Annotated in this window: 23 protein-coding genes and 1 pseudogene; 15 read left to right on the top strand and 9 right to left on the bottom strand. The window is 68.0% G+C overall.

Features of this window, described 5'->3' with window-relative positions; translation table 11 throughout:
- Positions 1–15 precede the first annotated feature (15 nt).
- From H0X00_RS00120 to H0X00_RS00100, 5 genes are all read left to right on the top strand, one after another.
- Positions 16–399, top strand: a complete 384-nt coding sequence (locus tag H0X00_RS00120) for a cupin domain-containing protein (RefSeq protein WP_293766430.1) — start codon at positions 16–18, stop codon at positions 397–399.
- A complete protein-coding gene (locus tag H0X00_RS00115; protein WP_293766354.1) occupies positions 399–2021 on the top strand; it encodes a class I adenylate-forming enzyme family protein in 1623 nt (540 codons plus the stop codon). Before H0X00_RS00120 ends, H0X00_RS00115 begins: the two co-directional genes overlap by 1 nt.
- A gap of 35 nt (positions 2022–2056) precedes the next feature.
- Positions 2057–2935 (top strand): SMP-30/gluconolactonase/LRE family protein, encoded by an 879-nt coding sequence (locus H0X00_RS00110; protein WP_293766429.1) that lies wholly within the window; start codon positions 2057–2059, stop codon positions 2933–2935.
- Positions 2936–3015: 80 nt separating this feature from the next.
- On the top strand, positions 3016–3456 hold the full coding sequence (locus H0X00_RS00105; protein WP_293766352.1) for a hypothetical protein: 441 nt from the start codon (positions 3016–3018) through the stop codon (positions 3454–3456).
- A gap of 57 nt (positions 3457–3513) precedes the next feature.
- Positions 3514–3957 (top strand): nitroreductase family deazaflavin-dependent oxidoreductase, encoded by a 444-nt coding sequence (locus tag H0X00_RS00100; RefSeq protein WP_293766350.1) that lies wholly within the window; start codon positions 3514–3516, stop codon positions 3955–3957.
- A gap of 96 nt (positions 3958–4053) precedes the next feature.
- Here H0X00_RS00100 and H0X00_RS00095 read toward each other — a convergent pair whose 3' ends face one another.
- The gene (locus tag H0X00_RS00095; protein ID WP_293766349.1) at positions 4054–4254 is read right to left on the bottom strand and encodes a hypothetical protein; all 201 of its coding nucleotides are present in this window, start codon (positions 4252–4254) and stop codon (positions 4054–4056) included.
- Between the two features lie 596 nt (positions 4255–4850).
- Entirely contained in the window at positions 4851–5117 is a 267-nt protein-coding gene (locus tag H0X00_RS00090) for a hypothetical protein (RefSeq protein WP_293766347.1), read from the bottom strand.
- Between the two features lie 80 nt (positions 5118–5197).
- Here H0X00_RS00090 and H0X00_RS00085 point away from each other — a divergent pair, with 80 nt between their 5' ends.
- The 5 genes from H0X00_RS00085 to H0X00_RS00065 all read left to right on the top strand — a co-directional run bounded on the left by H0X00_RS00085 (position 5198) and on the right by H0X00_RS00065 (position 9788).
- Positions 5198–6892 (top strand): DUF6880 family protein, encoded by a 1695-nt coding sequence (locus H0X00_RS00085; protein ID WP_293766345.1) that lies wholly within the window; start codon positions 5198–5200, stop codon positions 6890–6892.
- A gap of 47 nt (positions 6893–6939) precedes the next feature.
- Positions 6940–7512, top strand: coding sequence for a type IV toxin-antitoxin system AbiEi family antitoxin domain-containing protein (locus tag H0X00_RS00080; protein ID WP_293766343.1), 573 nt, complete (start codon positions 6940–6942; stop codon positions 7510–7512).
- A complete protein-coding gene (locus H0X00_RS00075; RefSeq protein WP_293766341.1) occupies positions 7502–8455 on the top strand; it encodes a nucleotidyl transferase AbiEii/AbiGii toxin family protein in 954 nt (317 codons plus the stop codon). The genes H0X00_RS00080 and H0X00_RS00075 overlap by 11 nt, the downstream gene beginning before the upstream one ends.
- Before the next feature lie 227 nt (positions 8456–8682).
- Positions 8683–9411, top strand: coding sequence for a DUF433 domain-containing protein (locus H0X00_RS00070; RefSeq protein ID WP_367186375.1), 729 nt, complete (start codon positions 8683–8685; stop codon positions 9409–9411).
- Positions 9411–9788, top strand: a complete 378-nt coding sequence (locus H0X00_RS00065; RefSeq protein ID WP_293766337.1) for a hypothetical protein — start codon at positions 9411–9413, stop codon at positions 9786–9788. Before H0X00_RS00070 ends, H0X00_RS00065 begins: the two co-directional genes overlap by 1 nt.
- A 119-nt stretch (positions 9789–9907) precedes the next feature.
- On the opposite strand, the gene H0X00_RS00060 is transcribed toward H0X00_RS00065, so the two are convergent.
- From H0X00_RS00060 to H0X00_RS00040, 5 genes are all read right to left on the bottom strand, one after another.
- Positions 9908–11878: a penicillin-binding transpeptidase domain-containing protein gene (locus H0X00_RS00060; RefSeq protein WP_293766335.1), complete on the bottom strand. Its 1971-nt coding sequence runs from the start codon at positions 11876–11878 to the stop codon at positions 9908–9910.
- Positions 11879–12431: 553 nt separating this feature from the next.
- Positions 12432–13031 carry a DUF6036 family nucleotidyltransferase gene (locus H0X00_RS00055; protein ID WP_293766333.1) on the bottom strand — a complete coding sequence of 200 codons (600 nt, stop codon included), beginning with the start codon at positions 13029–13031 and terminating at the stop codon, positions 12432–12434.
- Positions 13031–13549, bottom strand: a complete 519-nt coding sequence (locus H0X00_RS00050; RefSeq protein ID WP_293766331.1) for a helix-turn-helix transcriptional regulator — start codon at positions 13547–13549, stop codon at positions 13031–13033. The genes H0X00_RS00055 and H0X00_RS00050 overlap by 1 nt, the downstream gene beginning before the upstream one ends.
- A gap of 270 nt (positions 13550–13819) precedes the next feature.
- Complete coding sequence (locus tag H0X00_RS00045) at positions 13820–14164, bottom strand: DUF6247 family protein (protein ID WP_293766329.1); 345 nt, start codon at positions 14162–14164, stop codon at positions 13820–13822.
- Entirely contained in the window at positions 14154–14966 is an 813-nt protein-coding gene (locus H0X00_RS00040) for a DUF4386 family protein (RefSeq protein WP_293766327.1), read from the bottom strand. The genes H0X00_RS00045 and H0X00_RS00040 overlap by 11 nt, the downstream gene beginning before the upstream one ends.
- Positions 14967–15240: 274 nt before the next feature.
- Here H0X00_RS00040 and H0X00_RS00035 point away from each other — a divergent pair, with 274 nt between their 5' ends.
- The 4 genes from H0X00_RS00035 (at position 15241) to H0X00_RS00020 (ending at position 18077) form a co-directional block, all read left to right on the top strand.
- Entirely contained in the window at positions 15241–15516 is a 276-nt protein-coding gene (locus H0X00_RS00035) for a hypothetical protein (protein WP_293766325.1), read from the top strand.
- 270 nt (positions 15517–15786) lie between these two features.
- Entirely contained in the window at positions 15787–16164 is a 378-nt protein-coding gene (locus H0X00_RS00030) for a response regulator transcription factor (RefSeq protein WP_293766323.1), read from the top strand.
- Positions 16165–16188: 24 nt separating this feature from the next.
- Complete coding sequence (locus H0X00_RS00025; protein WP_293766321.1) at positions 16189–17718, top strand: ATP-binding protein; 1530 nt, start codon at positions 16189–16191, stop codon at positions 17716–17718.
- Positions 17715–18077: a response regulator gene (locus H0X00_RS00020; protein WP_293766319.1), complete on the top strand. Its 363-nt coding sequence runs from the start codon at positions 17715–17717 to the stop codon at positions 18075–18077. Before H0X00_RS00025 ends, H0X00_RS00020 begins: the two co-directional genes overlap by 4 nt.
- Positions 18078–18098: 21 nt before the next feature.
- Here H0X00_RS00020 and H0X00_RS00015 read toward each other — a convergent pair whose 3' ends face one another.
- Entirely contained in the window at positions 18099–18614 is a 516-nt protein-coding gene (locus H0X00_RS00015; protein ID WP_293766317.1) for a YceI family protein, read from the bottom strand.
- Positions 18615–18722: 108 nt separating this feature from the next.
- Positions 18723–18863, bottom strand: a complete 141-nt coding sequence (locus H0X00_RS00010) for a hypothetical protein (RefSeq protein WP_293766315.1) — start codon at positions 18861–18863, stop codon at positions 18723–18725.
- Between the two features lie 208 nt (positions 18864–19071).
- Between H0X00_RS00010 and H0X00_RS00005 the strand changes: the two are divergent.
- A pseudogene (locus tag H0X00_RS00005) lies at positions 19072–19623 on the top strand (hypothetical protein); the annotation flags it as partial.

Raw genomic sequence — 19623 nt, 5'->3', positions numbered from 1 at the left:
CGGCAGGTGGTCGGCATGCGCGTGATCCGCGCCTCCGAAGCGGCCGACGCAGGTGCGCATCGCTCGCAGACGTTCGAGGGCGAGGGCGTGATCCGCCAACACCACGTGTGGGAGCAGGTCGCGAGCGACAAGGTGCACGTCGTGACGTTCGTCAGGGGCGGCCGGACCTTCTGGCACGACCACGAATTCGGCCAGTTGCTCGTGGTGCTATCGGGCCAAGGCCTCGTCGCGATCGAGGGCACGGAACCGGTCCCGATCTCCGTGGGCGATCTCGTGATCGCGGATCCGGGTGAACGCCACTGGCACGGCGCGACCCCGGACGGCGAACTCACCCACCTCGCGGTTTCGCGGGGCACGACGTCATGGCACGGTCCCGTCTCGACCTGTGAGGGGTGCTGATGACGAGCACTGCCGACACCGCGCGGCGTCAGGAGCGGTACGAGGCGCTCGGTATGTGGACCCAGGAACGGCTCGGTTGGCTCATCGAGCAGAACGGGCAGCGGTGGCCCGACCGCGAGTTCACCATGTTCAAGGGTGTCCGGTACAGCTACGGGGAGTTCGCCCGGTGGGTCCGGCTCACGGCCCGCGACCTCGTGGCGCGCGGCATTGGACCTGGCGACCGCGTCCTGGTGCAGCTGCCGAACTGCCTCGAGGCCCTGCTGCTGCAGCTCGCGGCCTTCCGGATCGGGGCCGTCGTCTCGCCGGTCGTGCCGATCTACCGCGAGCACGAGATGAAGCAGATCCTTGCCGACCTGCGCCCGAAGGCCGTCGTGGTCTCGGTCGAGCTGGGGCAGCGTCGCCCGGCCGCTGAGATGGCGAACCTCCTGGACGGGCTGGGCCTCGACGTCGCAGTTCGATATTGCGTCGGGGGCCCGGTCGACGGTTGGGCGACGCTGCCGGAGCTCGGTCTGGACGATGTCGACCCCGCGCAGCTGCCGGACCCGGCACCCGGCGACGAGTGCGCCCTCGTGCTGTACACCTCGGGAACGACCGCTGCGCCGAAGGGCGCGATGCTCAGCGGTCGGGCCATCATGGCGCTCGGCAGGACCCTGCGGCTCCGGATGGGTATCGGGTCCGACGACGTGATCATGAACGGCACGCCCGTCTCGCACGTGTCGGGATTCGTCAACGGTTTCTTGCTGCCTGCGGTCGCCGGTTGCCGGACCGTGCTGTTGTCGGAATGGAAGCCCGACGACGCGGTCGACGTGGTCGAACAAGAGGGTGGGACGTTCATGTCGGGCGGGTCGGTGTTCCTGCTCGATCTCGTTCAGCGTTACGAGGCGGGTCGATCGCCGGATCATCGGCTCTCGAAGTTCCTGAGCGGCGGCGCGCCCACGCCGGCCTCGCTGTTCCAGCGCGCCGAGGGACTCGGGATCACGGTTCTCACCTGTTACGGCATGACCGAGACCGGTGGGCCGTGCACGCTCCCGCGGCCGGAAGACCCGCCCGAGGTGCGGATGGAGTTCGACGGGCTCATCGGGGAGGGGACGGAGATCCAGGCGGTCGACGAGAACCGGAAGCCGCTTCCGCATGGCCAGACCGGCGAGCTGCGGATCAGAGGGCCGCAAGTGATGGCCGGTTACACGAACAGTCAGGTCTCCGCGGCGCAGCTCGATGAGGACGGGTGGTTCTACTCGGGCGACGTTGGGTTCGTCACCGAGGACGGCTGGCTCCGCATGGTTGGCCGGATCAAGGACCTGATCAACCGGGGCGGCGAGAAGTTCTCCTGTCAGGACATCGAGGCCGCGCTGGTCGCCTACCCGGACATCGACCGCGCGGCGGTCGTGGGCGTCCCCGACGAACGGTTCGGCGAGGCCGTCGGAGCGTTCGTCACGCTGATGCCCGGGGCTGCCTGGGCCGGCCCGGAGAAGGTCATTGACTTCCTCGAGCAGATGAAGCTGGCGAAGCAGAAGCGCCCCGTGGTCTGGCATGTCCTTCCTGCGCTGCCCACTACGCCGTCGGGCAAGGTCCAGAAGAACAAGCTTCTCGAGATGCACCTATCCCATGGAGGCTCCGAATGAGTACGCCCTCGTTCCCCCCGGCCGACCCCCGCCTGATGGTCGTGGCAGACGGGTTCTCGTACCTGGAGTCGCCGCGCTGGCACGACGGCGCTCTCTGGCTATCGGATTTCTACACCCACCAGGTCGTGACCGTCTCCGGCGACGGGACCGTCAGCACGGTTGTGGAGGTGCCGGGCCAGCCCTCAGGTCTGGGTTGGTTGCCGGACGGTCGGCTGCTGGTGGTCTCGATGCACGATCGGAAGCTGATGCGAGTGGACGACGGTCGGCTCGTCGAGCACGCCAACCTCTCCCAACTGGCCGACTGGCACCTGAACGACATTGTCGTCGACGACCAGGGCAGGGCGTACGTCGGCAACATCGGCTTTGATGTGCATGCCGGCAAGCCGATCAAGTCCACAAACCTGATCAGGGTAGATCCGGACGGTAGCGCCACCATCGTGGCCGAGGACCTCGTCGTTCCCAACGGCACGGTCATGACCGATGACTGCCGCACGCTGATCGTGGCGCAGACCTTCGGCCAGGAGCTCACCGCCTTCGATGTCGAGCCGGACGGTTCGTTGAGCAACCGTCGCGCTTGGGCGAGGTTCGGGGAGCCGGCCGAGTCGGATGACCTCATGACGGTGCTGGGAGGTCTGCGGTTGGCGCCCGACGGGATCTGCCTCGACGCCGAGGGATTGATCTGGGCCGCCGATGCCCTGGGGCACCGTGTTGTGCGGGTGCGCGAGGGAGGGGAGATCCTGGAGGAGATCTCGACCGGCGACGACGCCGTCTTCGCGTGCATGCTCGGCGGCGCCGACGGCACGACCCTGTTCTTGTGCATCGCGCCCTCGTTCAACGAACAGGAGCGCACCGCTACTCGCGAGGCCAAGGTCCTGTCGTGCCCGGTATCTGTTGGGCGCGCCGGTCGGCCGTGACCGCGGGCAGATCCGCTCCGCGCACTCTCTGGGGTCCTTCGCCTGTGCGGGCCACGTGCTCGTGACGATCGGAGTGTCGGGTGCTGAGTGAACGCGCGCGCAACGTCATCGGTGCCCTGGGTGGCATCGCGCCCGCCCTGCTGTTCGCGTTCGGATGGGCGTGCTGGCGGTTGCCCGGACGGCCGGACTACGGCAACGCGGTCGAGGTCCAGCAGGGGCTTGTCGACCATACCGGCGCGTGTCGGGCCGCGGCGACGCTGGGCTGCCTGTCGCTGTTCGCGTTGATCTGGTTCGAGGCGCGGCTGTACTCGATCCTGCGCGCGGCCGAGGGCGGCGACGGAATGGTGACCCGCGTGTTCTTCGCAGCTCTTCTTCATCCCGACCGGCTTCGTGCACCACGGGGTCTGGGAGATCAGCAACGGTCTGCTGGGGGTCTACGTCCCGCTGGGCGCGCCGTTGATCTGGATGGTTGCGACGTCGGTGTACCTGCTTGGCCGGCCCTGCCCAGCCGACCAGGCTGAGGACGGGCCGCCCAACACGGGCCGGTACCAGGCGCCGATTCGCCAGGTCCTGGGCCAATGAGTGCGAGAGCGATGAAGGACCGCGCGGTCAGGATCGTCAATCGCCTGCACTCCAACGTCTACCGGCGCACCGACGGCAGGATCGGCAGCCACCTTCGCAAGGCTCCGGTGCTGCTGCTGACCACCGCCGGGCGTAAGTCGGGCAAGGCCCGCACCGTGCCGCTGGTCTACCTGAGCGACGGTGCGCGGATCGTCGTGGTGGCCAGTTACGGCGGGGACGACCGGTCCCCGCAGTGGTTCCACAACTTGGTCGCCGATCCGAAGGTCACCGTCGAGGTCTTGGGAACCCGGCGCGAGATGCGCGCCGAGGTCGCGAACGCGGACGACAAGGCGCGGCTCTGGCCAAAGCTGGTGAAGATGTATCGCGCTTACGCGACCTATCAGCAGCGAACCGAGCGGGAAATCCCCGTGGTGATTCTCAGGGAGATCGACCCGGGCTAGGTTCTGGCAACCGGGACAAGAATCGACACGGAGCCCAGACCTGCCTGGCGGCCGATTGGCCGGGGTTGAGGTCCACGATGATGCTTTCGCGCAGGATCACTCGGTTTCGGCGTCTTGCCAGGCCGCCTCGGCGGCTGTCTGCTCTGTCCGCAGTTGGGCACCGATCTGGTCCTGCCGCAGCCTGCGGATCGCGAGCGCGACGGTGTCCCCGATGCTCGTGCCGAGCTCGGCGGCGAGCGCCTTGATCTCGCGATGCGTGGACAGGTCGACCCGTACGCTCCTCGACTGCATGTACATCAACACTCCCTGACGAGGCACGCGGCAGGAACATTCTGACCGAGCAAGACGCCAACTGCCCAGACCTGAGCACCTCTCGTCGCTGCCTGCCCTCGCTCCCAGCGCGGGGTCAGGTCTTCCGCGAACGCGCGAAGTAGCGCTGAGCTGGCGCAGCCGTCCCTGGACGACTCGATGGTCATTGATGACCACGCAGACTGCTGACCCGGGGGGCAGTCGGGCGACCACGTCGGCGATCCGCTCGTCGGGGGTGCAGGTCGGCACCGACCGGTTCATGACCTCGGCCACCCGCGCGGGGTGCGGGCGGTTGCCTTGGGTGGGCAGACCGGCGGCGAGCCAATCCGCCTTGCCGACGACGTAGTCGAAGACCTCGGGGTAGCCGAACGCCTCGAGCCTGGCCGCGGCCCGCGGGGTCATATCGCAGAGCGCGTCCCAGCAGTAGCGATGACCGGGCGAACTCGGTCGAGGATCTCCTCCGCCTTCGGCCGGGTCAGCGATTTCAGCGGCAGGTGCAGGGCGCCGGGAAGGTGCTCCTCGTCGTACTCCTTCGTGGGGACACCTCGACGAGCTGGGCTCCGGCGTCCAGAAGGCGCTGCAGCTCAGCGCGTCCCACCGCGGTCGACATCGCCGGTGCGCTCCCTTCGCTCCGAAGGCTGCGCCGATCCGCACGTGCGGTGGCGGCGGAACTGCCCGACGCCCACGGCCACGACGATCAGTCCGGCGACGGCGAGCGCCGAGCTGCCGAGCCCGAGCCCGGCGATGGTGATCCCGGCGCCGAGACTCACCAGCACCGGTAGGGCGCAACACAGCGCCAGCCCCACACCGGCCAGGGCGGCGATGGCGCCGACCCTCTTGTCGTCCGTCATCGGGTGAGCGCGGCTCGGAGCTGCTCCACGGTTGGGGCGGTTCATTCAGGCGGGCGTTCGCCCGGCGTTCGGTTGAGGCGTTGGCGGATCGGCGTTCGTTCGAGCGCGGCCTGCTGTACGCCGCGAAGGACCGAGTGGGCAAACGGGCGGCCAGCGAGGACAGCGTCAAGGCCAAGGTGCGCGGCTCGGCGTCGTACCAGGTCGAACTCTGGCTCGACGACGACGATGAACCGGCCTACAACTGCTCCTGCCCGGTGGGCCAGGAGGGTCGGTTCTGCAAGCACGCGGTAGCCGTGGCGCTGGTGGTGACCGATCCGGGCGCGGATCCGAGCGCGAGTGCCGAGGCGGGGGTCGATGTCCGGGGCTACTTGGAAGGCCTGGACCACTACGTGTTGGTGGACCTCCTAGTCGGGCGTGCGGCTGAGGACGACATCTTCGACGCGCGCCTGAGGATGGATGCGGCGCGGGCGGGCGGGGGTTCGGCGAACCCAGCGGTGTTTCGGCATGCGATCGACGAGGCGTTCGTGGTGGACGACTACGTCGGTTACCGCGAGATGTACGACTACGTGGCCAACGTCAACTCGGTCCTCGACTCGTTGCAGGACCTGGTCGGCGACGGGCACGCCGAGCAGGTGATCGCGCTGGCCGAGCATGCCATCGACCGGGCAGAGGATGCCGTCGGCTCCGTCGATGACTCCGATGGGTGGATGTCCGGCATTGCCGAACGACTGCATGACCTGCACCACGATGCGTGCCTGGCGGTCAAGCCCGATCCGGTGACACTCGCCCGGAATCTGTTCGACCGCGAGCGGCACGCCGGCGACCTCGATGTCTTCTTCGGTGCTGCAGGCACCTACGCAGACGTGCTCGGTGACAAGGGTCTCGTCGAGTACCGGCGCCTCGCGCAGGAGGAGTGGGACGCCCTGCCATCACTAGGGCCAGGGCAGGAGGAGCGCAGCTACTCATCCCGACGCTTCCGGATCACCAACATCATGGAGTCCCTCGCCGCGCTGACCGGTGATGTCGACGCGGTGGTCGATGTTCTGGCGCGGGACCAGTCCTGCGCCTATCAGTTCGTGCGGATCGCCGAGGTCTACCGCGGTGCGAAGCGCTACGAGGACGCGCTGGCCTGGGCGGAGAAGGGCCTGGCGTTGCACGGTGGCTCGGACTCGCGGTTGGTGGAGGCGGCGGCGCAGGAGTACCACCGTGCCGGTCGCGGCGAGGACGCCGTGCGGGTGGCGTGGGATGCGTATGACGCCACCCCCGGGCTACGCACCTACCAACAGCTGGCCGAGCAGGCGCAGCGCGCCGATCTGTGGCCGGACTGGCATGAGCAGGCCTTGGAGCTGCTGCGAAAGCGGATCACCCAAGCTAATAAGCAGCCGACGAAGGGTCGGGCAAGTCCGTGGTCGTCCTATGGTCTGGACAGCTCGACGCTGGTCGAGGTGCTGCTCTTCGACGGTGATGTCGAGCAGGCCTGGACGGAAGCGAATGGGGCGGGCTGCCGGCGGGTGCTGTGGTTGAGACTCGCCGCGTTGCGTGAGGCCGAGCATCCGTTGGAGGTGATCCCGATCTGGCAGGCCGAGGTCGAGCGTCGCATTGATGCGAAGAACAACCAGGCCTATGCCGAGGCGGTGGACCTGATCGCTCGGGTGGGCCGCCTGATGCTCGCCGCGGACCGGGCGCCGGACTTCTCGCCGTACCTGATGAAGCTGCGCGCCACCCACAAGCCGAAGCGCAATCTGATCAAGCTGTTCGACGAGCGGAGCTGGTAGCAGCTGGTCCTCTGGCAAAAGTACCACGGTTACGTTATAGTTTTGCCATGAAACCGGGCAGAGCCCTCGCGCGGGACGACCTCTGGGAGGTGGCGACGCGTCAGCACGGGTACGTGACGGCTCAGCAGGCGGACACGTTGGGAATCGGCATCCAGACCTTGCAGATGTTGGTCCACCGGGGAACCCTGAACCGCGCGGCCCACGGGGTGTACCGGTTCCCGCAGTACCCGGTCGACCAGTACGACCCGTACGCGCTGGCGGTCCTGTGGACTCGAGCGCCCGAGGCCTGTCTGAGTCACGAAACCGCGCTCGACGCCTATGGCATCAGTGACGTCAACCCCAACCGCATCCACGTCACTGTCGCCAAGCGGCGCCGACTTCGCCGCGCGGGTGGAGAGCTGTATGAGGTCCACTATGAAGATTTGACGCAACGTCAGATCGGTTGGTGGCAGGAGATCCCCACGGTGGCTCCGGCGGCGGCCGTGGCCCAGTGCCTCGATTACGGAACTCCCACGTATGTGCTTCGCCAGGCCCTTGAGCGCGGCCATGCCCAGGGATACCTGCAGAGCGCGGAGCGCGACGAGCTCGCGACGGCACTGGAGCTGCGTCATGAGCGATGAACCCGTCGGTTCGCGGCTCGCCGACTTGCTGCGGACCTTGAAGCCGAAGGACAGGCAGCCGGTGTCCGCGGCGGTGCTGAACAACTGGATCTTCCAAGCGGAGAGCAAGCTCGGCCCGGAGGCGAGCGGAGGGCGACTCGGGTGGCTCGTCGCCTCTTCGGTGGTGATCGCGGCGCTGCAGCGAGTCGTCGACGTCGACGACAGGCAGGTGTTCCTGCTCAAAGGGGGCACTCTCCTCCAGCACCGCCTCACCTCCACAGCGCGCGCTACCAAGGATGTCGACGGACTGGTCAGGGCCGACCTCGATGCGTTCCTGGTCGAACTCGAGCGTGTACTGGCCGAGCCGTGGGGCCCACTGACGTTGCGGCGTGGTGAGGTCACGGTGGTCAACGTGCCCGCGAGAACCCTCAAGCCCCGACGATTCGACATCATCATCGGGCTCCGCGGTGTCACGTGGCGGCGTATCCAGATCGAGGTCTCCCCTGATGAGGCCGGCGTCGGTGACGAGTTCGAATCCATCCAGCCACCCCCGCTGGCCGGCTTCGGCCTGCCTGACCCTGACGTTCTCGTTGGCATCGCCATGAGGTTCCAGATCGCGCAGAAGCTCCATGCCGTGTCGGATCTTCACGATCCGCCGGCGAGCGTCAACGACCGCCCTCGTGACGTCGTGGACCTCCTGCTCCTGCGCGACCTCACGCAGGCAACCGGGAGCCCGCGACTCAGCGAGATCCGTGCTGCCGGGGCCGCGGTGTTCGAAGGTCGAGCCCAAGAAGCTGAGCACCTCGGGTTGACTCCTCGGGCTTGGCCGCCAACCGTGATTTCCCATCCGCACTGGGCGAACGACTATGCACGGGCCGCATCATCGGCGGCCATCACGATTCCTCTCGACGACGCCGTGAGCCAGGTCAACAGCTGGATCGGCGAGATCGACCAGGCCTTCTGAGCGCTCATAACCCAGAGGTCGCAGGTTCAAATCCTGCCCCCGCTACTTAGCTTCCGCAGGTCAGAGCCCTGATCGCCACATACGGCGATCGGGGCTCTTGAGTACGCAGCTTGTACGCAGCTTGTACGCAGATTTCGCGACACGCCGAGACGGACTCGAGCGACCCCTCGGCGGACGTCGCTGGATTGCGGCGGACGTGCGCTGCTTGGGCGGTGTTGCCAACACGGATGAACTTGAGCGCGTGCAGTGGGTGGCCAGGTGCAAGATGTGCGCATGGCCAGTTCGATGCTCGACCTCGCGCGATCTACTCCTACGGGGATGTCGATCGCTTGGTCGGTCTGCATGCAGGCACTGCTCGTCGATGGCTCGAGGGCTACGAACGAGCCAGCTGCTTCTACGACCCCGTGCTGCGTCCGGAGCCCTCCGGGTCCGACGCCGTGACGTGGGGCGAGATGGTCGAGGCTCGTCTTTTGGCGGAGTTCCGCAGCCGTGACGTCCCGGTTCAGCGGATGCGTCCGGCGATCGTGCGGCTTCGCGAAGAGTTCGGTCTGTACCCCTTGGCGCACGCTCGGCCGTTCCTCGAGGTCGAGGGGCGAGAGTTGGTCCGCGTGGTGCAGGAGCAGGTGAAGCTGGAGCGCCGCCTGCAGTTGGTCATCGTGCGTAACAACCAGCTGATCCTCGCGGACGAGGCTGAGCGATTCAGCTCGGCAGTTGACTATGACGAGGGCGTCGCCGGACGCCTCCGGCCCGATCCTCGTACCCCTGAGGTCGTGATGGACCCCGTCCGCAGTTTCGGCCAGCCGACGATCCGTAACGTGCGGACCGAATCACTAGCTGAGGACTACAGCGCTGGTACTAGTCGCGAGGAACTAGCCGACCTCTACGATCTGACGGCCCAACAGGTCGATGCAGCGATTCGGTTCGAGCTGATAGTCGGTCGCGAGCCTGCTGCCTGATGCCCAAGGCGCCAAGGGCGCTGTACTTCACCGACGAGAACGCCTTGGGCCTTGGCAAGCTGCTCTTGAGGAGCGGGCGCGATGACGTGCTGTTTCCGGGACATCCTGGCCTGCCCCAAGTTCCGCTTGGTACCCCGGATCTCGACTGGATGCCTGTCGTCGCCCACCGGAAGTTGATCGTGATCACCCGCGACAAGCGCATCCGCACCCGACCAGCCGAGTTGGCGGCCACGCCGAATTTGGAATCCGTTCCGTGTGGATCGGGACCAAGAAGGACCTCGGCCCGCATCAACAACTGGAGCTGTTCCTGCGCCACGAAGACCGGCTGCGGCGAGAGATCATCAAACGCGGTCCCGGACCGTGGGCACTGGCGATGAGTACAGCGGGCCTCAGACCTCTGGGTCTGCGGATCCCCTGACCTCTGAAACCGCGTCAGATTTCGAGCGTTGTCCGTTCAGGAACCATCCCCGGCCCTCCTGCCTGGGCCCGGGGAGGATCAGCCGAGGTCGCGGACGTCGAGCAGGAAGCGACGGGCGATCGGGCCGGCCGTCTGCGCCCCGGTCACCCCGTTCTCCACGATGACGGCGAACGCGATGTGGTCCAGGAATCCGACCATCCAGGCGTGCAGGCCGGCCTGGGTGCCGCTGCCGTACTCGGCGGTGCCCGTCTTCGCCCCGATCTGCTCGCCCGGGATCTCCAGGACGCGGGCGGTCCCGGAGCGCACGGTCGCCAGCATGAGGTCGCGCAGCGTCGCCGCCTCTGGCAATGCGGGCAGGGGCGCGGGGCCGTCCGGGAGCGGCGCCGCGGGGGCCGTTTCCGCCGGCGGTCCGCTCAGGACCAGCCGCGGAGTCAGCGGGGTCCCGGAGGCGACGGTGGCCGCGACCGAGGCCATCGCCAGGGGGCTCATCAGGACCCGCCCTTGGCCGATCGCGGCGGCGGCCTGGTCGACCGAGTCCGAGGACGCCGGGACGTCACCGGAGAAGCTGTTCATGGCGAGGTCCCACGTGCCGCCGATGCCGAAGGAGTCCGCCGCCTTCTTCAGCGCGTCCGGCGCCAGGTCCTCGGCCTTGGAGATGAAGGCGGTGTTGCAGGACTCGGTGAAGTCCTCGCTGAACGGGACTTCGCCCAGGGACCCGAGGCCGTCGTAGTTCTCGAACCGCTTGCCGCCGACGTTGATGCTCGGCGGGCAGGGGACAGTGTCGGACGGCGAGAGCCCGTCGCGCAGCAGCGCGGTCGTCGTGATGATCTTGAAGGTGGAGCCGGGGGCGTACCGGCCGCCCAGGGCCCGGTCCTCGCCGGCCCTGCCCTTCGGGCTGTTGGCAACGGCGAGGATCTCCCCGGTCTCGGTGTCGATGGCCACCAGCGAGGCAGTCCCCTCGGTCGACTCCAGCGCGCGTTCGGCCGCGTCCTGCACCTGCTTGTCCAGCGAGATCCGCAATGGCGTGCCGGCCACCGGGGTGAACTCGTGCAGCGTCTCCAGCACCGAGCCGTCGTCTGCGTCGACGAGGTCGACCCGCCCGCCCGGTTGCCCGGCCAGTTGCTTCTGATAGACGGCCTGCAAGCCGGACGAGCCGATGGCGTCGACGCCGGAGGCCGTGGGGCCGGCCTTCTCCAGCGTCTCCTTCGTGGCCACGCCGACGGTGCCGAGCACGCCCCGGGCGTACTGCCGGGTCGGAGCGAGGGGGAGCATGTCGCTCCGTGTCACGACGCCCTCGAGGGCGTCCAGTCTCGGCTTGACGGCCTCGAACTCCGCCCGGCGCAGGACCACCGCCTCGACGAACTGGCCTGCCGGCGCGTTCTGGGTCCGCTTGACCAGTCCGTCGTAGCCGACGTCGAGCACCTCGGAGAGCTTCGCCAATTCCTGAGCCGGGATCTTCCCGGCGGCCACGCCGACCCGGACGACCTCCCGTTCGATCACCAGCGGGTCGCCGTCGCGGCCCAGGATCGGGGCGCGCGAGGGGAGCTTGCGCACGCGCGCCAGCGCAGTGTCGCTGGTGAGCTTCGGGTGGACGACCGCAGGACTCCAGTCGACCTGCCACGCTCGGGCCGGGTCGGAATGGTCCGGGTTCTCCTTGAGGGTCAACGCGCCCCCGTAGCTCCAGTCCCCGAGGGCGTCGAGCGAGAGCGTTGCGTCGAAGGCGAGCACGCAGGGCCGGTCGTCCTTGCATCCGGAGAGCACACCGGGACGGAACGACCGGGTGCCCAGCCGAAGCGTGTCCTGCACCTTGCGCAGGACCGCCTCCGCCTGGCGCGGGTCGGTGGTGCGGGCGGCCGCGTCCGCGTACCGACCGGCGGACCAGTCGGCGAGGAACGCCGCGCCGGTCGCGGTCACCTCGTCCTCGTCGGACCCACCGCCGAAAGGGCCGCATCCGGTCAGGAGGAGCACGATCGAGGCACCGCCGGCGATCGCGCGGATCCGTCGGCTGGTCGGTGTCTCGGAACGGCGGCTGCGGGGGGCGGGGGACATGGATTCCTCTCGACGCTGTCCGGTCGTGCTCGATCCGGCCGGGTGCCTGGCTACCGGAGGCCGGACGCCGACCAGGCGATGGTGGCGAGCCGGGCGGGCGATACCAGACATGATCCCGGCGGTGAAGGAGCGTCGCGCCCCAGGGGTGCCCTGACCCCCTCCGCGACTGCCGAGGATTGGGGTCACGCCTCAACAGGGGGCGTGTCGTGATTGTCGTCTTCGATCAGGTTCTTCAAACCTGCTCGCCGGCGCGGCCGCGGCCGTCTACCGACGGCGGATGACACCCACCTGCTCGGGTCGCTCATAACCCAGAGGTCGTAGGTTCAAATCCTACCCCCGCTACTACCGTTTCCGCAGGTCAGGGCCCTGATTGCCCACCACGGCGATCGGGGTTTTAATCGTTGGTGGGCAGCTTGTACGCACACTTTCGCGACTCGCCGCAATGGACGCCGGCGCATTCGCTGGACGAACTCCGAGCCATTGCCGGCCGGCGGCGATCCCGCGCCAGTCCTCCACCGCGCCGACACTGCAATTTTGGAGCGGGTCGGTGAGGTCACCGTCTACTCGGCATAGCCGATTTCCGGGCGAGGTCACGTCCATGATCGCAGCCATGAGATCGCCGATCCGCCGACTTGTGGTGACGATGTTCGACAGTGGGTAGTCGGTCGACAATCGTCTGGACGTCGATCAGGTGCGCCTCCATGAGCGCGGCAACGAAGTTCTGGTCTTTCTCACGAAGGGCGCAGAGCTTCGCCACACAGAGGTCCTCCTTGTCGAGGCACCAGCCCGTGAACTGTGGCTCGCCAGAGGGCGCAGCAGTGTTGGCGTTCTGGACCTTGACCAGACGCTCGCGCCAGCCTTCCGGGAGGGCGCAGGTCTCCAGGTCGACGCCGTCGAGACTGAACCCGTGGAGCTCCTCGAACGGCGAGAACTCTCCGGCTACACCTTCGATGAGGTCAGCGAGCCGTGCGGTCTCGTGGTTGTCGTCGGCGATGGGCAGGATGTCGACCTCGATCGACATCGTGGCCTCGGCCGGCAGTTGCTCCTCATCGAAGGTACCCAGGATCGACTGCGAGCCCACCACGATCACCGCGGGCGCGCCGATGATCTGACAGACCGTGCGGATGGCGTGCTCCAATTGGTCGCGGCGCATCAGTCGGCCGTCGCGAGAACCTCGGCGCGTTGGTCCGCGGCGAGCAGCCCGCCCATCGGGGAGACCTCGCGCATCTCGATCGACTCACGATCGAGCCCTGTCATCATCCGATGGAGGCGCAGGACGTCGCCTCGCTGGACGAGCGACGTCCAGTGGTCGAGGTTCCGGAGGTGGGGCTGACCGATCACCCGGCCGCGCAGGCGTTCCAGGTTGCGCTCGATCGTGGGGCGCCACTCTTCGAGGGTTGAGCGGTTCAAGTGGGACGAGAGCCGGCGGTGCAACTCCCACGACCGGCGCTCGGATCGGGTCAGCTTCGGCTCGACCGGTCGTCGCACGACTTCGAGCCGGTAGCCCATGCAGGACAGGAGTCGGTCGAGCTGTTCGTCGCTCAGCTCGACCTTGCCTGATAGGAACTGGCTGATGCTGGGCTGGCGGACTCCGCTGAGCCGCGACAGCTCGGACTGGGTGGTGCTCGTGTTGAGCATCACCTCACGCAGCAGGTCGCCACGCCCGGTCATGGATCAAAGTATAGCACTGAGTGCTATGCCAGCTGCGACCACAGGCGGTGCACCTCTCGTCGCGGTTCCAGGATCAGGTAGGTGGCTCCGCCACCACCACCGAAGGGCAAGACCCTGACCGGTCGTTCCGGATACTCGTCCTTGTAGGGATCGCCCGACCAGGGCGCGACCTCCAGACACAACGCGGGCCTGCGCGTAGGCGGCCAACGCGTCCGGCGGCAGCGCAGCGACCTGCTGGGCGGCGTGCTCGCCCTCGACGACCCGGTACACCTACGCACCGAGCTGGTCGAGCCGCTCCTTGACGCTCGTCAGAGGCTCGCCCACCGGCGCTTGCTCGCCCGACAGCAGGGTGACCGCGTGCGCGAGTCCGAGCCGGTAGGCCTCAGGGTCCGAGGAAATGATCACCCGAAGCCGCCAATGCTCCAGGATCCGCAACACCTCGGCGAGGTCGAGCGAGTCCGCGGCTGACGCCAACGCGCGCCGGTAGTCGCGGTCGAACTCCTCGTGCTCCTCCGGTAGCAAGGCCGTGCGAATCGCGGCCGGACCCGACCCCTCGGGTAGCGGCGGGATAGCCGGGATGGAGGAGGTCCGACGCCTCGGCGGCTCAGGGAACATTCGTCCCGACCGGATCGGGTTGGGTCAGCCCGCGGCGCGCGAGCTCGGAGCGCAGCCGGGCGAACTCGGCGACCACGGCCGGGTCTGCGATCGTCGGCGCACCGTCGGGGTTCTCCCGGGCCTCCTGGTTGATCGCACCGATGGTCAGGAACGACATCGGCATGATCCAGGCGAAGAACACCACGGTCGGGATCCACCACACGAACAGGCCGTTGTAGGCGAACGGTCCGTCCTTGAAGAAGTAGCCCAAGCACCCCGGCAGGTAGGACATGGCCGCCAGGATGCTCAGGTAGCCGGACCACCGGGGGAAGATCGGCTGAGCCCGCTTGTCCAGCAGGATCGAGACTCCGACCACGACGGACCACACCTCGAAGTACGAGCCCGGGATGACCCAGCAGAACCAGAGCAGGTCGTTGAGTGCCTGCGTCGTTTGCTCGTCGATCTCCCCGGGCCGGAAGGCCGCGAGACCGCCGACCAGACTGAAGATCACCAGGAGCATGCAGGCGCCGATCGAGCAGGCGACCTGGATGTGGAACAGGATGGGATGACCCGGCGCCGCCCGGCGGACCTGGGTCGCCAGGGCGATGGCCCAGGGGACGATCAAGCCTCCGCCGAATATCACCAGCACCATGCCGATGCGGATGCCGGTGGTGTGGTCGGCGTAGTGCTGGACCACCTGGCCGGAGCTGTCCCCCGGACTGTTCGCCGGGATCAGGTCGGCGAACACCGTGAGCCCGAGCCCGACCAGGACCACCAGGAGTGGCCCGGCCCATGCGCACGTCAACTGGATCCGTCGGTGCATCTCGACCTCCGAGCCCTGGCCAGCGCTGGGCGAAGGCTAGCGAAGCTGACCGGGCCGGGGGAAGGTCCGTCAGACACGTGGTCGCCGACGAACCAGCATGAGACTAGGCGTTGAGCAGCCAGGTCTCGGTGTGCTTTTCCAGGCAGTAGAAGTGAGGCTTCCAGTAGGTCGCCGTGGGGGACTACGGTGGCGACAGGAAGCGGGTGCCCGTGGGCGAACACAATGAGTTGCGCTTGGTGTCCGAGCGGTCTCGTAGGAGTTCGGAGGCGCGACCGTGGGAATCCTCTTCGCATTCTTCGCCGGGTGGATGACCTGCGCCCGGGGCGGCCAGACGAGCGATGAGGTCCTTGACGCACTCAAGGCCGTCCGGGACTCCGATGAGGTCGCCGACCTCGTGACCGCCATGCGGCACCACGCCGGCCACTCGTTGCAGAACCTCGGCGCGGCATTGCTCGACTCGGCGGACAGCCGTCCCGGGTCCGTGATCGACCTGGTGGCACGGGTCCGCGCCTTGGTTCAGCCGGCCGGTCCGACCTCGACCGGAACCTGAAGGCGACGATGCCTCCGGCCCACGCGGGCCGCTGCCCCTGGGCCGAAGGTCCTTGTCCATATGGGCCATCGATCGACCGTAAATGGGGCCAGCGGCGGGTCGTCCGGCCCTGCCCGAATCGCCACTTCCGTCGCACTCTGGTGGAGTCCGCTGATGACCGCAATCGAACCGCCGGAAAGGGGTCAAGTCGAGTGTCTGCGCAGCCGATACTTTCTGGGCGGGACCCTGAGGTCCTCGCTTTGACCTTGCCAGGGGGAGAAGGTCCCAGCCGTGCTGACGCTCGTCATCATCGACGACTCACCGGACATCCGGCTATTACTGAAACTGCAGTTTGCGGCCAGTTCGGAGTTCGAGGTCTGCGGCGAGGGCGCCACCGGACAGGAAGCGATCGACCTGAGCGGTCGGCTGCGCCCGGACGTTGTGCTGCTCGACCTCTCGCTTCCGGACATGGACGGCCTGGACGCGGTGCCGCTCATCCTGGAGACGTCCCCGCGCACGCAGATCGTGTTCCATTCGGGCTACGCCTTGCACGAGTTCGCCGAGCGCGCGTATGAGTTGGGTGCGCGGGGTTGCTTGGAGAAGAGCCTTCGCGATGGACCCGTGCCTGATCGGTTGGCCGATGTCCTGCAGCTCGGCTCGGCGGTCTGAGCTGGCACCCGCGAGGGGGCCCAGGTGAACTCTCTGGCTGCCACTTCCACAGCCCACGTCGCCGCGACCGGCGTGGCGGTGGATCCAGACCTCGCCGCGATCCTGGACTCTTCCACCGACGCGACGTTCCACCTCGACTCGGCGGGGGTGGTCACCTGGCGTAACCGGGCCGCGCGGCGGATGCTCGGCCGGATCGACGGCGATCTGGTGGGTGCGCCCTTCGTGGATGCGCTGCACCCCCCGGATGCGGTCAGGTTCGCAAAGGTGCTCGTGCAGGCCGGCGCCGGCGCGCGAATCGATGACGATCTCCAACTTCAGCTGCGTCGGACCGACGACCAGGTCGTGCCAGTGGTCCTGACCCTTGCCCCGACATCGGCGCCGGGTGAGGGTGGCGGTTGGTGGGTGGTCGCGTTCGACCTCACCGAGCGGCGGGAGTCGCAGCGCACCCTGGCGGAGAGCGAGCGGCGGGTGCGTCGCAGTGAAGCGCTCGCGGGCACCGGCACCTTCGTGGTCGACTTCGGCGCCTCGATGGTGCAGTGGTCGGAGGGCATGTACGCGATCTTCGGCGTGGACCCCGCCGAGTTCTTTCCCTCGTTCAGCGCCCATCTCGACCTGATCCACCCCGACGATCAGGATCTGGTCCGCGCCGCGCTGGCGGAAGTACTGGCGGGTCGCACTCCGGCCGAGCTCGATCACCGCGCCCGGCATCCGGACGGCTCGACGGTCTGGGTGTTCCTGGCCATCGAGCCCACTCGCGACCCCGACGGTCGCGTCATCGGCGCGAGTGGCGTGTGCCAGGACGTCAGCGTCCGGACGCGAGCCGAGGCAACGGCCCGCGAGGCCCTGGATCGCGAGCGGGCGGCCAGCGAGGAATTGCGCCGACTCGACAGGGCGAAGGAGGAGTTCTTGGCCACGGTCTCGCACGAGTTGCGAACGCCGCTGACCGCGATCCTGGGTTTCTCCTCGCTTCTGCGCGCGACCCCCACCGAGCATGCGCTGTTGCTGGAGCCGATCGAACGCAACGCGTATGACATGCATCAGATGGTCGAGCGCCTGCTGGACTACTCGCGTCTAGAGGCCGGTCGGGTGATGATCGAGCCCCGATCCGTTGGTCTGGCCGAACAGGTCAGAAGTGTGCAAGGCCAGCTCGACTCCGCGCTGGCCGGTCGCACCGTCGAGGTCGACGTGCCGGACGACTTGGTCGTGTGGGCCGACCCGGACGCATTGCAGCGGATCCTGGTCAACCTCATCGGCAACGCGGCCAAGTACTCAGAACCGCCGGGGATCATTCGGGTGTGCGCTGGACCGGGGGAACAGGGCACGGTCGTGTCAGTGGCCGACGACGGGCCTGGCATCGCGGCTGAGCATCAGTCCGAGATCTTCGAACGATTCTTCCGGGTCCCGGGCTCCACGAGGGCCAAGCGGGGCACCGGCGTCGGCCTGGCCATCGTGCGCCAGTACGTAGAACTCCACGGGGGCAGGGTGTGGGTGGACAGCGAGCCAGGACAGGGATCGACGTTCCGGTTCGGCGTCGCGAACGGTGACGGGCGATGAGTCAGGTGCTCGTGGTGGATGACGCGCCCGACATCCGACTGCTCGCGCGCCTGCTGCTCGAGCGTGCTGGTCATCAGGTCGCGGAGGCGGCGACCGCCGAGGCCGCCCTCGACGTTCTGGCCGACGGGCGGCCGGACGTGATCCTGCTCGACCTGCAGCTGCCGGGCATGGACGGCTGGGGACTGCTCGCCGATCTGCGCCGCCGGGACTGGCTCCGCCACACCGGCGTTGTGCTGTTCTCCGCACACGTGGATCCTCGCGAATTCCGACGGGCCGAGCTGGAGGGCGCCAGCGGCTACCTGGTCAAACCGTTCACCGGGCCGGAGCTGTTGAGCATTGTCGAGAAGGCGAAACCCTGATCTGCGCACGTGTTCGCGGGGTCAGGCGCGCACAGCCGTGATTCGGAACTGGACGCTGACGTCGGGGTAGATCTTGAGCATCAGCATCGTGGGGAGGCTGATCGCGAAATCGCGGATGTCGACGACGTGTCGCCCTTCGGCGATCACGGTCTTCTCATCGGGCATCGTGACCGCCAGGCTGCCGGTCAGCCGCTGGGTGGTGCCGTGGATTGTCAGGTCGCCCTCAGCGTCGAAGCGCCCGTCGCCCAGGGAGCGGGCTTGCGTGAGTGCCACCGTGATCGCCGGAAAGCGACGCTGATCCAGCCGATTGCGCAGTTCGGAGTCGTACAGGGAGTTGCCCGATTCCAGCGAACCGACCGGGACGCGGATGACCGCCGACAACACAACAGCGGAGTCAATGGCCGAGCTCGCGACACTGAGTTCGGCCTCGCCTTCGACGCTGAGGGAACCGAAGACGATCGGACCCACGTTGCTGCGTGTCTCGACCAGGAGAGCTGACCGGTCGGGGGCGACGGTGAAGGTCTGGATCTTGCTCATCCGTGCAGAAGCTCCCGATGTCAGAGGCGGCGGCCTCGGCCAGGAAAACCGGCTCCGGTACGGCCGGACCGCCCGTCCGGAACGTCCTGCCAACCTACTCCGGGCCGGTCAGGTTGTGTCGCCCGCCACTGCGGTCTGTAGCAGGGCCAGCGGCGGCAGGAACGCGAGGACCCCGTAGAAGCCGTCTCGGGTGCTGCGGCGACCGAAGAAGAACGCGTTCCAGACCTCGTTGCCTGCCAGCACCACCATGGCCCGCCGGTAGACACGTGCATCGTCGCGAGCGACAGCCCCCTCAGGGCTCTGAACTTGTCGAGCGCCCGACCCTTTGCGGAAGTCCACCGATCCGTGGAGTGCTGGACGCCCTCGGAGGGCGCGCAGTGACACGATGTCCCCGCGATACCTCAGCGGTTCTACGGACGGCGCGGGTCCGCGAGTCCGACGGTGGCGGAGAAGGTAGATGGACAAGCCGATTTTCGTCGACCCGACCGGGCGGCGACTGGGCGCCCTGCGGATGGCGGGCCGCGTCGCGGGAGCCGGGCTCGCCGGTTACCTGGCGCTTGTGGTTGCCTCGCTGGTGGCGCCTCCCGGTCTCGACCGACTCGTGGTGCCCGGGGCGGGTGGCGTTCTCCCCGGCCCGCGGGCCCCGGAAGTCGTCACCACCGACGGCGACGAGGTCGGCGCGGCTGACGCGGTCGAGGACGCCCGTCGCACCGGGGCCGCCCCGGTCTCCGGTCCGGCGACAACCCCGGGCGGGACCACATCGACGCCCGGACCGTCGAACCGTCCAGGCGGCCCTGGGAGCACGCCCGGAAGTGGCGGCGTCCCCGGGAATGGCACCGTCACACCCCCGGGCTCCACGGCGCGTCCGACGTCCACACCAGCCAAGGGCAAGCCGACAACGCCACCCGGCCAATCCACCTCTTCGCCGGGCCGGTCCACGGTGAGACCGAACTCGACGAAGAGCTCCACGCCCAAGCCGGTCAAGGGTCAGAGCACCGGCAACCCAGCC

The sequence above is a fragment of the Sporichthya sp. genome, from assembly GCF_013815995.1.
GTDB lineage: Bacteria > Actinomycetota > Actinomycetes > Sporichthyales > Sporichthyaceae > Sporichthya.
This window is presented reverse-complemented; position numbering and strand designations above follow the sequence as displayed.